We start from the raw sequence: 13,668 nt of genomic DNA, 5'->3' as shown, positions 1-13,668 counted from the left end.
GGGGCCATGTGCGGCCTTAACGGCGAGATCAATTTCGACGGCAAGCCGGCCGATGCCGGCGCGCTGCAGCGCATGTGCGATTCCCTGGCCCCGCGCGGGCCGGACGGGTCGGGCGTGGTGTTGCGCGGCAACGTGGGCCTTGGTCATCGCCGCCTGAAGATCATCGACCTGTCGGAAAAGGCGCAACAGCCCATGGTCGATTCCGACCTGGGCCTGTCCATCGCCTTCAACGGCTGCATCTACAACTACCCCGAACTGCGCGCCGAGCTGGAGGCCGCCGGCCACCGCTTCTTCTCCCACGGCGACACCGAGGTGATCCTCAAGGCCTGGCGCCAGTGGGGCATCGAATGCGTGGACCGCTTCAAGGGCATGTTCGCCTTCGTGATCCATGAGCGGGACACCGGCCGGGTGGTGATCGCGCGCGACCGCTTCGGCATCAAGCCGCTGTATCTGGCGGAAAAGGGCAAGCGCCTGCGCTTCGCCTCGACCCTGCCGGCGCTGCTGGCGGCGGGCGATGTGGACACGTCCATCGATCCGGTGGGCCTGCACCACTACATGACCTTCCACGCGGTGGTGCCGCCGCCGCACACCATCATCAAGGGCGTGACCAAGTTCCCGCCGGCCACCATCCGTGTGATCGAGCCCGACGGCACGTCGAAGGACCGCCTGTACTGGACGCCCGTGCTGGAACGCGGCCCCGGCGACGCCGAACGCTCGGCCGAGGATTGGCGCGATCTGGTGCTGGACAGCCTGCGAACCGCCGTGAAGCGCCGCATGGTCGCCGACGTGCCCGTGGGCGTGCTGCTGTCGGGCGGGGTGGATTCCAGCGTCATCGTCGGCCTGCTGGCCGAGATGGGCCAGAAGGACCTGATGACCTTCTCCGTCGGCTTCGAGGAGGCCCACGGCGAGAAGGGCGACGAGTTCGTCTATTCCGACCTGATCGCGAAGCATTTCGGCACGAAGCACCACAAGATTTTCGTGCCTCACGACCGGCTTCTGGACGCCCTGCCGGGCACCATCGGCGCCATGTCCGAGCCCATGGTCAGCTACGACAATGTGGGTTTCTATCTGCTCAGTCAGGAAGTCTCGAAGCACATCAAGGTGGTCCAGTCCGGCCAGGGCGCCGACGAGGTGTTCGGCGGCTATCACTGGTACCCGCCCATGCAGGGCGCCAACGATCCGGTGGAAACTTACGCCAAAGCCTTCTTCGATCGCAGCCACGCCACGCTCAAGACCCACCTGAATCCCGAGTGGATGGCGGACACGGACGTCAGCCGCGCCCTGGTGGCGGAACACTTCGCCCGCGCCGGCGCCGAGACGCCTGTGGATCAGGCCCTGCGGCTGGACAGCCAGGTCATGCTGGTGGACGATCCGGTCAAGCGCGTGGACAACATGACCATGGCCTTCGGCCTGGAGGCGCGGGTGCCGTTCCTCGACCACGAACTGGTCGAACTGGCCGCCCGCATCCCGCCCGAGCACAAGCTCAGCCAGAACGGCAAGGGCGTGCTGAAGGAGGCCGCGCGTCTGGTGGTCCCGCACGAGGTGATCGACCGCAAGAAGGGCTATTTCCCCGTGCCCGCCCTGAAATACATCCAGGGTCCCTATCTGGACATGGTCCGCGACGCCCTGGGCTCGCAGGCGGCGAAGGAGCGCGGCCTGTTCCAGCCAGGTTATCTGGATCAGCTGTTCGACAAGCCCACCGACCACATCACCCCGCTGCAGGGTTCCGAGCTCTGGCAAGTCGCCCTGCTGGAAATGTGGCTTCAGAATCATGGCGTCTGAACCTCGTCCACGCTTCAAGGGCCACCGGCTCAAGCGCCTTCGCCACGAGGGGCTGAAGCCGGTGGTGGGCGGTCAGGACGGTTCGGCCATGGCCGAGAACGCCATCCTCGATTGCGGCTGGGGGCGTCTGCTGTTCGCCCAGACCTTCCCCAAGCCCGGCCCGTTGATCGAGGCCCTGCGCGCCGAGGGACCGGACCGGCGCGACATCGCCTTCTATGTGCGCAATCCCCACGTCCTGCTGGCCCAGGCCCCGCAGGAGGTGTTCCTCGATCCGTCCCACACCTATCGGCTGGACCTGTCGGTTTACCGGGCCAGCCGCCGACAGCCGCGCGGCTTCACCGTGCGCCGGCTGGCCTCACAGGGCGACGCCGAGGCCATCAACCGCATCTATGCGGCGCGCAAGATGGTGCAGGCGCGGCCCGACTTCATGTGGTCCCAGCGCGAGGGCTCAGCCCTGACCTATCTGGTGGCCGAGGACAGCGCGACCGGCCAGGTCATGGGCACCGTCACCGGCGTGAACCATCAGCGCGCCTTCAACGACCCGGAGCACGGCTCGTCCCTGTGGTGTCTGGCGGTGGACCCCCAGGCGACCCAGCCGGGCGTCGGCGAGGCGCTGGTGCGGCGTCTGGCCGAGCACTATCAGGCCCGGAGCGCGGCCTACATGGACCTGTCGGTCATGCACGACAACGATCAGGCCATCGCCCTTTATGAAAAGCTGGGATTCCGCCGGGTTTCGTTCTTCGGGGTCAAGCGCAAGAACCCCATCAATGAGTCCCTGTTCACCGGCCCCGCGCCCGATGACGCCCTGAACCCCTACGCCCGCATTATCGTGGACGAGGCGCGCCGGCGCGGCATCCAGACCGACATCATCGACGCGGAAGGCGGCCTGTTCCGCCTGACCCACGGCGGCCGCTCCATCCGCTGCCGCGAAAGCCTGTCCGAGCTGACCTCGGCGGTGGCGCTCAGCATCTGCGACGACAAGCGCATGACCCGCCGCATCGTCGAGCAGGCGGGCGTCACCGTGCCGGAGCGCATCCACGCCGACGACCCCGAGGCCATCAAGGCGGCGCTGGAGCGTCACGGCGCCCTTGTGGTCAAGCCGGCCCGCGGCGAACAGGGCAAGGGCGTGGCCGTGGGCCTCAGAACCATGGCTGCCATCGAAAAGGCCGTCGCCGCCGCCCGCAACATCTGCCCCGAGGTCCTGATCGAACAGCAGGTCCAGGGCGAGGACCTTCGGCTGGTGGTCATTGACTTCAAGGTGGTGGCCGCCGCCATCCGCCGCGCGCCCCGCGTGGTGGGCGACGGCCGCTCCACCTTTCGCTCGCTGATCGAGCGACAGAGCCGCCGCCGCGCCGCCGCCACCGGCGGGGAGTCCCGCATCCCGCTGGACGCCGAGACCAAACGCTGCCTGACCGACGCGGGCTATCAGCTCGATGACACCGCCCCCGAAGGCCTGGAGGTGGAGGTGCGCAAGGCCGCCAATCTGCACACCGGCGGCACCATCCACGATGTGACCGAAGAGGTTCACCCCGCCCTGATCCGCGCGGCCGTGGCCGCCGCCCGGGCCATCGACATCTCGGTCACCGGCATCGACCTGATGGTGAAATCCTGGCGCGAACCGGACTATGCCTTCATCGAGGCCAACGAGCGCCCCGGTCTGGCCAATCATGAACCGCAGCCTACGGCCGAACGCTTCGTGGACCTGCTGTTTCCACTGTCCATGCCCGCCGCGGCCGCCCGGGTCGCGCGCGCCCCCAAAGACCACTGAACGGAGGCTCCCCTGGCCCGCCTGACCATCGACACCGAGTACCTCATCGGCCGCCTGCAGCGTCTGTTGGGGATCGCCAGCCCCACCGGCTACACCGACGAGGTGGTCTGGGAGGTGTGCCGCGAGCTGGGCCGGCTGGGTGTGGACTATGAGCTGACCCGCCGCGGCGCCATCCGTGCCCGCATTCCCGGCCAGGAGCCCCGCCCCGCCCGCGCCGTGGTGGCCCACGTGGACACCCTCGGCGCCCAGGTGAAGGCCATCAAGGACAACGGCCGGCTCGAGGTCGTGCCCATCGGCAACTGGTCGTCCCGCTTCGCCGAGGGCGCGCGGGGCACGGTCTTTTCGGAAAAGGGCGGCTGGCGCGGCACTATTCTGCCGCTGAAGGCCTCGGGCCACACCTTCAACGAGGAGGTGGACGAACAGCCGGTCAGCTGGCGCCAGGTGGAGATGCGCATCGACGCCCGGGTGCGGAACCGTCACGACGTGCTGAAGCTGGGCATCGACGTGGGCGACATCATCGGCATCGACCCCCAGCCGGAGTTCCTGGACAACGGCTTCATCGTTTCGCGCCATCTGGACGACAAGGCCGGCGTGGCCACCATGCTGGCGGCCATGAAGGCGATCATGGAGGACGCCCAGACGCCCACGGTGGACACCTACTGGCTGTTCACCATCGCCGAGGAGGTGGGCTCCGGCGCCTCGTCGGTGCTGGTGCCGGACGTGGCGTCCATGATCACGGTGGACAACGGCACCACCGCGCCGGGCCAGAACTCCGACGAGTTCGGCGTCACCATCGCCATGGCCGACCAGACCGGCCCGTTCGACTTCCACTTGACCCGCAAGCTGGTGAAGCTGGCGCGGGACGAGGACATCCGCTTCCAGAAGGACGTCTTCCGCTATTACCGGTCCGATTCCGCCTCGGCGCTGGAGGCCGGCGCCGACATCCGCACGGCCCTGGTGACCTTCGGCATCGACGCCAGCCACGGTTATGAGCGCATCCATGTGCACGCCCTGCGCTCGCTGGCCGAGTTGCTGACCGCCTATGTGCTCAGCCCGGTGGAGATCGAGCGGGACGCCAGCCCCATGGCCGGGGTCGAGGGGTTCACCCATCAGGATCACAAGGAAGCCCACGAGAAGGCCGGCCGCGAGAAGCCGGCCCCGGAGCGGGATGACGTCAAGGCGCGCTGACGGAACAGGGGCGGTCCGCCGCCCGTTGCCCTTTCAGACCCTGAAAGGAAACCGACATGCTGACTTGGGAACTTGTTTTTCCGCTGGGCGCATTGGCCCTTGGCGTGGTGCTCGCCGTGATGCTCTGGCGCAACAAGCACCGCAACAAGCGCGTGGACCCCGTCACCCAGGCTGCGACGCGCGAGGAATACGATTACCCCGACCGCTACGACGACAAGACCCACGACCAGTACGAGGCCGAGGCCGAGCGTCGCAAATAGGCCCCGCCCTGCTATAGGGCGCGGATGAAGAGCGAAGAGTTCGATGTCCTGATCGTCGGCGCGGGCGCGGCGGGCATGATGTGCGCCATCGAGGCGGGCAAGCGCGGCCGCCGCGTGCTGGTGGTGGATCATGCCGCTGCGCCGGGCGAGAAGATCCGCATCTCGGGCGGCGGGCGCTGCAATTTCACCAATCTGGGGACGGGTCCGGCCAATTTCCTGTCGGAGAACCCCCGCTTCGCCACCTCGGCCCTGCGCCGCTACACCCAGCACGACTTCATCGCCCTGATGAACCGGCACGGCATCGCCTGGCACGAGAAGACCCTCGGCCAGCTGTTCTGCGACGACAGCGCCAGACAGATCATCAGACTGCTGACCGGCGAGATGCGTCAGGCGGGCGCGGTCCTGCGTCTGAACACCGGCGTCGAGGGCGTGGCGCGCGAGGGCGACGGGTTCCTGTGCCGCCTGTCGGACGGCGGAACGGTGCGCACCGCCGCGCTGGTGGCGGCCACCGGCGGCAAGTCGATCCCCAAGATGGGCGCCACCGGCTGGGCCTATGACCTGGCGGCGCAGTTCGGGGTGCGGGTGGTCCCGACGCGCCCGGCGCTGGTTCCCCTGACCTTCGAGCCGGGCCTTCTGGAACAGTTGAAGACGCTGGCGGGCGTGTCCGTGAACGCGGTGGTGGCCCACGGCCGCACGTGCTTCGCCGAAGGCCTGCTGTTCACCCATCGTGGCCTGTCCGGCCCCTCGATCCTCCAGATCAGCTCCTACTGGCGTGAAGGCGACGCGGTCACTGTGGACATGGCGCCGGGCGTGGCGGTGTTTGACGCGCTCAAGACGGCGCGAACTGAAAACGGGCGGCAGGCGGTGCACACCGCGCTGGGCCGGGTGATTCCCGCCCGTCTGGCTGAGAGCATCGCCATGCGCGAGGGCGTCGCGGGCAATCTGGCGGATCAATCGGACAAGGTCCTGAAACGGCTGGGCGAGGCGGTGGGCGCCTGGTCCGTCAAGCCGGTGGGCTCCGAGGGCTACCGCACCGCCGAGGTGACCCTGGGCGGGGTCGACACCGCCGCCCTGGACCAGCGCACCCTGGCGGTGAAGACCGTTCCGGGTCTGTATTTTATCGGCGAGGCGGTGGACGTCACCGGCTGGCTGGGCGGCTATAATTTCCAGTGGGCCTGGTCGTCCGGCTGGTGCGCGGGCCAGGCCTGCTGACGCCAAACCCGCTCGGGGGGCCCGTAAGCCGTCCATCAGCACGCCGCGCGGGCGGACGCCTGGCGCCGGCTATGCGGCCGGCCCCGCATCCGCAAGGAAAGCGAGCAAGGCGTCGTTGACCGCCCCGGGCCGCTCCTGCTGCAGCCAGTGTCCCGCGCCGGGAACCTCGATCATGCCCCGCATGTCGGTCAGCCAGTCGGCCTGCGCCTTCTCGTGTCGCCCGGCGTAATGGCGCACCGGGTCATGCTCGCCGATCATGAACAGGGACGGCGCATCGATGGTCCTGTCCTGAAGCCAGGCGGTCAGGGACCAGTTCACGTCCAGACAGCGATACCAGTCCAGCGGCCCCCTGAACCCACTGGCCCGAAACGCCTCGACGTATTCAGCGAAATGATCGGCGCTCATCCAGGGCGGCAGGGTCGCGGCGTCGCTGATCCCGTCGATCATGGACTGGCCCGGCTGCAGAAAGCCGGTGTGGCGCTGATCGGCCGGGGTGGCGCCGTCATAGGCCCAGAACATCTTTCTCAGCGCCGTTTCGGGATCCGCGTCAAAGGGAACGTGGGCGTCCGCGTCCTGAAAGCGGGTGATGTAGAGATCGCCGGTCCCCGCCCTCTCGGCGATCGCGCGCATGGCGGCCACGGGCGGACCCTTGGCGCGGCGCGGCTGGAACGGGACGGACAGCCCGGCCACGGCGGTGAAGACATCGGGCCGCATCAGGGCGCAGTGCCAGGCTACGGCCGATCCCCAGTCATGGCCCACCACCACACAGGACCGCTCGCCCAGCGCCCGCACCAGATCCGCCATGTCCCCCACGAGATGCAGGATGGTGTGGTCCTCGGTCCGCTCCGGCTTCACGGCGGCGCCATAGCCGCGCATGTCCGGCGCCACGGCGCGGTAGCCCGCTTCGGCCAGGGCCTTGATCTGGGCGCGCCAGCTGATCGACAGCTCCGGAAAGCCGTGAATCAGCAGGACCAGCGGCCCCTCTCCCGCCGCCAGCACGGATTGGGTCAGGCTGTCGGTGATGATCTGTCGCCGCTGCATGGGCGCGACCTTACCGGCTGATGACGCGGCGCGACAGCGGCTTCAGGTCTTGCCCACGTCCAGCGGTCGAATACGTTCGCCCAGGGTGTCCCGCACATAGAGCGCGCGGATCAGGATGTAGCTGACCACCGCCAGCGGCACCGACAGCAGCACCCCGATGGGCCCGAACATCAGGCCGAACACCGCCACCGAGAACAGGGTCAGCAGCGGCGGCAGGGACACCACCTGACGCTGCACCACCGGCATGATCAGATTGCTCTCGATCTGCTGCACGGCCACATAGACGGCCAGGGTCCACAGCACGGTGTCCGGCCCGAAGGCCACCGCCAAAAGCAGCCCCGGAAGCGCCGCCAGCGTCGGCCCCACGATGGGCACCAGCACGCCCAGTCCGGCCAGAACGCCCAGCAGCACCGGCGACGGCAGCCCCACCGCCCAAAGGCCCAGCCCGGTGATGACGCCCACGCCGATCATGTCCAGAAAGGCGCCCAGCAGCCACAGCCGCAGACCGCGTCCGGCCTGATCGAACGCATCGCCGATGCGGCGCCGCTGATCCTTCGGGACCAGCATCAGCAAGCCGTCGCGATAGCCCTTGGGATTGACGGCCAGATAGACCCCGCCGGCGAGCACCAGAACCGTGTTGGTCATGAAGCCGCCGGCGCTGCTCACGAAGCCGCGGATCTGCGAGGCCAACTCCTGCGCCGCCTCGCTGACGCCGCCGGACAGACCCGCCCCCTCCGCCGCTGTCTGGATACGCTCCAGAAGCTGTGCGCCGAAGGGCAGGGCCTCGATCCTCTGACGCGCCGCCTCGGCCGCTTCGGGCAGGGTGCTCGGTAGCCGATCCAGCTGTTGCGAAATCTCCATCCACAACAGGCCGAAGCCGGCGGCCAGAACCGCAAGAAAGAACAGCATGGACAGCGGCAGGGCCGCTTTCATGGGCAGCTTCGCATACTGGTTCAGCAATCCTGCCACCGACCGGAACAGGATGGCGATCAGGAGCGAACCGAACAGCATCAGCAGGACCGCCGACAGCTTGAACGTCAGGGCGATGACCCCGACCACAGCCACCACAAAGAGGACGCGCCGGACGAACACGTCGTCCAGCGCCGCCCTGACGGCCTGGCTGCTGGATTCGACCGTCGACGGCTTTCTGGAGGATGCGCTCATTCGCCCGTAACGCTTGTGGTGGCCGGTGGTTCTCGCGACGCGTTGGTGCTCAGCGCGGCCCGGCTCGCTGCACCGCCGCCAGGACGGCGGCCCCCGCCCCCGACTTGATCAGGGCCCCTGGGAGAAAGGGCGCGACCCCGACGGCGAGCGCCTGTGTCGGCCCGATGGCCAGCGCCAGCCAGCCGGCGCCCAGCATGAGGCAGAACCCATTCCCGAGCGTCATGGCCGCTAGGGCGTGCAAGGGCCGCGCCCCGTTCCAGCCCCTTTCCGCCAGCCGGCCGGTCAGCATGGCCGCCAGAGGGAAGGCGAACAGATAGCCCGCCGTGGGTCCGGCGAAATGATCGAGTCCGCGCGCGCCGTCCGCCAATACCGGCAGCCCCAGGGCCCCGACCCCGAGCCATGCCAGAACCGCAAGCCCCCCCAGCCGCCACCCGTACAGGGCGCCGACAAGGGTCACCGCCAGCGTCTGGAGCGTGATCGGGACCGGAGTCATGGGGATGGCCGCCTGTGAGCACACGGTCAGGGCGGCGACGCCGACAAGCACGGCCTCCCCTGTCGACCAGAGGCCGCGGGTGGTGAAATCAGTCACGTCTCATCCAGGAATCGGAAAGGGGCGGACAGGGCTAACTTCGCCCGCGCCCGCCCGCAATCATTCCGTCAAGGTCAGGCCGCCTTCTTGCCGGCGAACTTGCCGTAGAAGGTCTCGCCCTTCGCCGCCATGTCGCGCAGCAGCTGCGGCGGGGCGAAACGTTCGCCGTATTTCCCGGCGTATTCCTCCGCCTGCGCCACAAAGGCCTTCAGACCGATCTGGTCGATGTAGGTGATCGGGCCGCCGGTCCAGGGCGCGAAGCCCCAGGCCAGGATGGCGCCCACGTCGGCCTCGCGCGGGTCGTCGATGACGCCCTCTTCCCAGCAGCGCGCCACCTCCACCGCCTGGCGATAGAGCAGGCGCCGCTTCTGGTCCTCGACCAGATCGGGCGTGGACTCGGCGACCTTCACCGGGGCCAGATCCGACAGGCCGGACCACAGCTTTTTCGGCTTGCTGTCATAGTCATAGAAGCCCTTGCCGTTCTTGCGGCCGTAGCGTCCCAGCTCCTCGACCATCTTTTCGACGATCTCCATGCCCGGCTGCGGCGTGAACTTGTCGCCCAGATCGGCCTTGGTCTGTTTGGTGATCTTGACCGACAGGTCCAGCGCTACGTCGTCGTGCATCTCCAGCGGGCCGCGCGGCATGCCGGTGGCCCGGCCGATGTTGTCGATCATGGCCGGAGCATAGCCTTCCTCCAGCATGGCCAGACCTTCGGCCACATAGGTGCCGAAGCAGCGCGAGGTGTAGAAGCCGCGCCCATCGTTGACGACGATCGGGGTCTTCCTGATCTTCATGACGTAGTCGAGCGCCTTGGCGATGGCCGCCTTGCCGGTCTTCTCGCCCAGGATGATCTCCACCAGCATCATCTTGTCGACGGGCGAGAAGAAGTGGATGCCGATGAAGTCCTCGGGCCGCGAGGACGCCTCGGCCAGACCCGTGATGGGCAGGGTCGAGGTGTTGGAGCCGAACACCGCGCCGGGCGCCAGCTGGGCTTCGGCCTTCTTGGTCACCTCGGCCTTCAGGTCGCGGCTTTCGAACACCGCCTCGATCACCAGATCCGAGCCCTTGATCAGGTCATAGTCGGTGGTGGGGGTGATCAGGGCCAGCACGGCGTCGGCCTTGTCCTGGGTCATCTGACCGCGCGAGACGCGCTTCTTCAGGATGTCCTCGGCGTAGGACTTGCCCTTGTCGGCGCCTTCCTGACTGACGTCGATCAGGATGGTCTCGATGCCGGCCATGGCCTGCACATAGGCGATGCCCGCCCCCATCATGCCGGCGCCCAGAACGGCCACCTTCTTGGGGTCGGACTTGGGCACGTCGGCCGGACGCAGAGCGCCCTTGTCCAGCTCCTGCTTGGACAGGAACAGCGAACGGATCATGCCCTGGGCCTGCGGCGTCATCAGAGTCTTGATGAAGTAGCGGGTCTCGACCCGCAGGGCCGCGTCCATGGGCAGCTGAACGCCCTCATAGACCGCCTTCATCATGTTGGTGACGGCCGGATAGTTGCCGTAGGACTGCTTCCTCAGCATGGCGTTGCCCATGATGAAGACCTGTGAACCGGCGGGATGATAGGGACCGCCGCCGGGCAGTTTGAAGCCCTTCTCATCCCACGGCTGCACGGCCTTGCCGCCGCCCTTGATCCAGGCCTTCGCCGCCTCGATTTCCTTGCCGGGCTCGACCACTTCGTGGACGACGCCGGCGGACAGGGCGTCCTTCGGGCGCCAGCTCTTGCCCTCGGAAATCTGCATCAGGGCGGCCTGAACGCCGATCAGACGCGGCAGGCGCTGGGTGCCGCCGCCGCCGGGGAACAGACCCACCTTGATTTCGGGCAGGCCCAGCTGGATCTTCGAATTGTCGCCCACCACGCGGTAGTGACAGGCCAGTGTCAGTTCCAGACCGCCGCCAAGGGCCAGGCCGTTGATGGCCGCGGCCACAGGTTTTCCGCAGGTCTCCAGCGCACGCAGGGCGCCGTTCAGACGCCAGCCGGCGTCATAGGCCGCCTGCAGGTCCGCGCCGCCCAGCATGCCGCCGGCCATGTCGCCCAGATCCGCCCCGGCGCAGAAGCCCGAGGGCTTGCCGGAGGTCAGGACCACGCCCTTGACGGCTTCGTCGCCCTTCACCTGTTCGACCCACTCGGGGATCTCCTTCATGACGCCCGAGGTCAGGGTGTTCATGGAGCGGCCCGGCACGTCGAAGGTGATCAGCGCAATACCGTCGCCGTCGATCTCGATCTTGAAGTTTTCCATGGTGCTTCTCCCTCGGATCAGACGCGTTCGATGACGGTGGCGGTGCCCATGCCGCCGCCAATGCACAGGGTGGCCAGGGCGGTGGTCTTGTCCGAGCGCTCCAGCTCGTCCAGCACGGTGCCCAGGATCATGGCTCCGGTGGCTCCCAGGGGGTGACCCATGGCGATGGCGCCGCCGTTCACATTGATCTTGTCGTGGGGAATGTTCAGGGCCTGCATGTAGCGCAGGACCACTGCGGCGAAGGCCTCGTTCAGCTCATAGAGGTCGATGTCGCCCACCGACATGCCCAGACGGTCCAGCAGCTTGCGCGTCACCGGCTCGGGACCCGTCAGCATGATGGAGGGCTCCGAACCGATGGAGGCGGCGCCGCGGATCTTCGCGCGGGGCTTAAGGCCCAGGGCCTTGCCCGCCTCCAGCGTGCCGATCAGCACCCCGGCGGAACCGTCGACGATGCCCGAGGAATTGCCGGGGGTGTGGACGTGGTTTACCCGCTCCACCTCGGGATAGCGCTGGTTAATCACGGCGTCGAAGGCCATCTCGCCCATCATCTGGAACGAGGGATTCAGGCCGCCCAGGGTCTGCATGTCGGTCTTGGGGCGGATGGTCTCGTCGTGGTCAAGGATGGTCAGGCCCAGCTGGTCCTTGACCGGCACCACGGACTTGTTGAAGCGGCCGTCGGCCCAGCTGGCGGCGGCGCGCTTGTGGCTTTCCACCGAATAGGCGTCCACGTCGTCGCGGCTGAACCCGTACTTGGACGCGATCATGTCGGCAGACACGCCCTGGGGCACGAAATAGGTGGAGATGGCGCTGGACGGGTCGATGGGCCAGGCCCCGCCGTCGGAGCCCATGGGCACCCGGCTCATGGCTTCGACCCCGCCGCCGACGGCCATACGGGCCTCGCCGGAGGCCACCTTGGCGGCGGCCATGTTCACGGCTTCCAGGCCCGAGGCGCAGAAGCGGTTGATCTGCACACCGGCGGTCAGCTGCGACCAGCCGGCGTTCAGCACGGCGGTGCGGGCGATGTCTGCGCCCTGCTCGCCCACCGGGGCCACACAGCCCAGGATCACGTCGTCCACCTGCGATGTGTCCAGGTCGTTGCGGTCGCGCAGCGCCTCAAGAACCTGGGATGCGAGGGACAGGGCGGTGATCTCGTGCAGCGATCCGTCCTTCTTGCCCTTGCCGCGCGGGGTGCGCACGGCGTCGAAGATATAGGCGTCGGCCATGGGTGCGTCTCCTTTGAGGACGCTTCCTTAGCGCGTTTGCGGGCGAAATGCTACGTTTACGTCAACGTCAACTTACGACTTTTTCGCTCAGTCGAGGAAGGCGCGCACCCGCTCGGCGAACAGGTCGGGCTGATCCAGCATGATGAAGTGGGCGGCGTCGTCCACCCGGGTCAGCTCGGCGCCGGGCAAGGTCTGGAACGACATCTGGTAGATCATGTCGGTGATCTCGGGCGTCATGCGGGGATCGTTGAACTTGACGTACAGCACCTCGGTCGGGGCCGTGATGGCGGACAGCTCGGGGCGCAGGTCTGTGACGATCAACTCGCGGAAGGCGGCGGCGGATACCTGCTGGTCGCTGTCGCGGCTGTGCCGGAGGGGCCCCTCGCGCTCGGATTCGGTCTGGATCATGCCGATGATGGTCTGCTCGGCCTGGGCCAGATAGGCCTCGCGCGGGCTGCCGGACTGGGCGGCGTAGACCTGATCGGCCGTGGGGGCGACGCTTTCGGCGGTGGTTCCGGGCGGTCCGAACATGGCGCCCATGAAGGGGACCATGTCCACCACCATCAGGCGGCCGACGGCGTCAGGGTGACGGGCCGCCAGCATCATGGCGATGGTCCCGCCCATGGAGTGACCGATCACCGCCGGGCGCTCCAGACCCTGATCAGCGATATATCGGGCGATTTCCTCGGCCACGGGCGCGGCCACCGGCCCTTCGGCGTTGGCCCCGGCCGAGGCGCCGGCGAAGCCGTTCACGTGGACGCGGTGGATGCGGTAGCCGTCACCCAGCCGGTCCACCGTGCCCTGCCAGATCTCGGGCGATGAGCTCAGGCCCGGAATGAGGATCACGTCCTGCCCCTCGCCTTCCACCATCACGTGCAGGCGGTCCGAGGCGAAGTCAGCATGGGCGTGTGCGGCCGAGGCATGGCCGTGATGCTCCTGGGACCGGGCCCCGGCGGGCGCGGCCGCAAGGAAGACAGCGGCGGCGGCGATCATCATGGCGGGACGGATCATGTGTTTCTCCTGATGGGACGGCGACAGCATAAACACACCTTACTTTGAAATGCAAAGTCGCTCTCCTGAAGCCTCGCCCTGGTCGCAGGAGCGGTGATAAGGAGGGGCCATGAATGCTTCGCCCGCTCCAGCCCCGCAACCTGAAGCCAAGGCCCCGCCCACCGCCTTCGGCAAGGGCTTCATC

At 67.8% G+C, this 13,668-nt stretch carries 11 protein-coding genes; 5 read left to right on the top strand and 6 right to left on the bottom strand.

What is annotated here, in order from left to right; genetic code table 11:
• The first annotated feature begins 6 nt into the window (after positions 1-6).
• The 5 genes from ACI8U3_RS14075 to ACI8U3_RS14055 are packed head-to-tail and all read left to right on the top strand — an operon-like array spanning position 7 to position 6,210.
• Positions 7-1,782, top strand: a complete 1,776-nt coding sequence (locus ACI8U3_RS14075) for an N-acetylglutaminylglutamine amidotransferase (protein ID WP_415015498.1) — start codon at positions 7-9, stop codon at positions 1,780-1,782.
• Positions 1,772-3,550, top strand: a complete 1,779-nt coding sequence (gene ngg / locus ACI8U3_RS14070; protein ID WP_415015497.1) for an N-acetylglutaminylglutamine synthetase — start codon at positions 1,772-1,774, stop codon at positions 3,548-3,550. Before ACI8U3_RS14075 ends, ngg begins: the two co-directional genes overlap by 11 nt.
• 12 nt (positions 3,551-3,562) lie before the next feature.
• Entirely contained in the window at positions 3,563-4,738 is a 1,176-nt protein-coding gene (locus ACI8U3_RS14065) for an osmoprotectant NAGGN system M42 family peptidase (protein WP_415015528.1), read from the top strand.
• Positions 4,739-4,794: 56 nt separating this feature from the next.
• The gene (locus tag ACI8U3_RS14060) at positions 4,795-4,998 is read left to right on the top strand and encodes a hypothetical protein (protein WP_415015496.1); all 204 of its coding nucleotides are present in this window, start codon (positions 4,795-4,797) and stop codon (positions 4,996-4,998) included.
• Between the two features lie 24 nt (positions 4,999-5,022).
• Complete coding sequence (locus tag ACI8U3_RS14055) at positions 5,023-6,210, top strand: NAD(P)/FAD-dependent oxidoreductase (protein WP_415015495.1); 1,188 nt, start codon at positions 5,023-5,025, stop codon at positions 6,208-6,210.
• 69 nt (positions 6,211-6,279) lie between these two features.
• Here ACI8U3_RS14055 and ACI8U3_RS14050 read toward each other — a convergent pair whose 3' ends face one another.
• The 6 genes from ACI8U3_RS14050 to ACI8U3_RS14025 all read right to left on the bottom strand — a co-directional run bounded on the left by ACI8U3_RS14050 (position 6,280) and on the right by ACI8U3_RS14025 (position 13,484).
• The gene (locus ACI8U3_RS14050; RefSeq protein WP_415015494.1) at positions 6,280-7,251 is read right to left on the bottom strand and encodes an alpha/beta fold hydrolase; all 972 of its coding nucleotides are present in this window, start codon (positions 7,249-7,251) and stop codon (positions 6,280-6,282) included.
• 42 nt (positions 7,252-7,293) lie between these two features.
• Positions 7,294-8,415, bottom strand: a complete 1,122-nt coding sequence (locus tag ACI8U3_RS14045) for an AI-2E family transporter (RefSeq protein WP_415015493.1) — start codon at positions 8,413-8,415, stop codon at positions 7,294-7,296.
• 49 nt (positions 8,416-8,464) lie between these two features.
• Complete coding sequence (locus ACI8U3_RS14040; RefSeq protein ID WP_415015492.1) at positions 8,465-9,004, bottom strand: biotin transporter BioY; 540 nt, start codon at positions 9,002-9,004, stop codon at positions 8,465-8,467.
• Between the two features lie 74 nt (positions 9,005-9,078).
• Positions 9,079-11,250, bottom strand: a complete 2,172-nt coding sequence (locus ACI8U3_RS14035) for a 3-hydroxyacyl-CoA dehydrogenase NAD-binding domain-containing protein (RefSeq protein WP_415015491.1) — start codon at positions 11,248-11,250, stop codon at positions 9,079-9,081.
• Between the two features lie 17 nt (positions 11,251-11,267).
• A complete protein-coding gene (locus ACI8U3_RS14030) occupies positions 11,268-12,473 on the bottom strand; it encodes an acetyl-CoA C-acetyltransferase (protein ID WP_415015490.1) in 1,206 nt (401 codons plus the stop codon).
• An 87-nt stretch (positions 12,474-12,560) separates the two neighbouring features.
• Positions 12,561-13,484, bottom strand: coding sequence for an alpha/beta fold hydrolase (locus tag ACI8U3_RS14025; protein WP_415015489.1), 924 nt, complete (start codon positions 13,482-13,484; stop codon positions 12,561-12,563).
• Between the last annotated feature and the right edge of the window lie 184 nt (positions 13,485-13,668).

Source organism: Brevundimonas sp. (assembly GCF_047617075.1).
Taxonomy (GTDB): domain Bacteria; phylum Pseudomonadota; class Alphaproteobacteria; order Caulobacterales; family Caulobacteraceae; genus Brevundimonas.
Note: the sequence above shows the minus strand (reverse complement) of the source record. Positions and strands in the feature narration are given on the sequence as shown.

Excerpts from the sequence above, each read along its gene's own strand:
- ACI8U3_RS14030 (WP_415015490.1), bottom strand. The coding sequence starts at position 12,473 with ATGGCCGACGCCTATATCTTCGACGCCGTGCGCACCCCGCGCGGCAAG.
- ACI8U3_RS14050 (WP_415015494.1), bottom strand. The coding sequence starts at position 7,251 with ATGCAGCGGCGACAGATCATCACCGACAGCCTGACCCAATCCGTGCTG.
- ACI8U3_RS14035 (WP_415015491.1), bottom strand. The coding sequence starts at position 11,250 with ATGGAAAACTTCAAGATCGAGATCGACGGCGACGGTATTGCGCTGATC.
- ACI8U3_RS14055 (WP_415015495.1), top strand. The coding sequence starts at position 5,023 with ATGAAGAGCGAAGAGTTCGATGTCCTGATCGTCGGCGCGGGCGCGGCG.
- ACI8U3_RS14045 (WP_415015493.1), bottom strand. The coding sequence starts at position 8,415 with ATGAGCGCATCCTCCAGAAAGCCGTCGACGGTCGAATCCAGCAGCCAG.
- ACI8U3_RS14025 (WP_415015489.1), bottom strand. The coding sequence starts at position 13,484 with ATGATCCGTCCCGCCATGATGATCGCCGCCGCCGCTGTCTTCCTTGCG.
- ACI8U3_RS14075 (WP_415015498.1), top strand. The coding sequence starts at position 7 with ATGTGCGGCCTTAACGGCGAGATCAATTTCGACGGCAAGCCGGCCGAT.
- ACI8U3_RS14060 (WP_415015496.1), top strand. The coding sequence starts at position 4,795 with ATGCTGACTTGGGAACTTGTTTTTCCGCTGGGCGCATTGGCCCTTGGC.
- ngg (WP_415015497.1), top strand. The coding sequence starts at position 1,772 with ATGGCGTCTGAACCTCGTCCACGCTTCAAGGGCCACCGGCTCAAGCGC.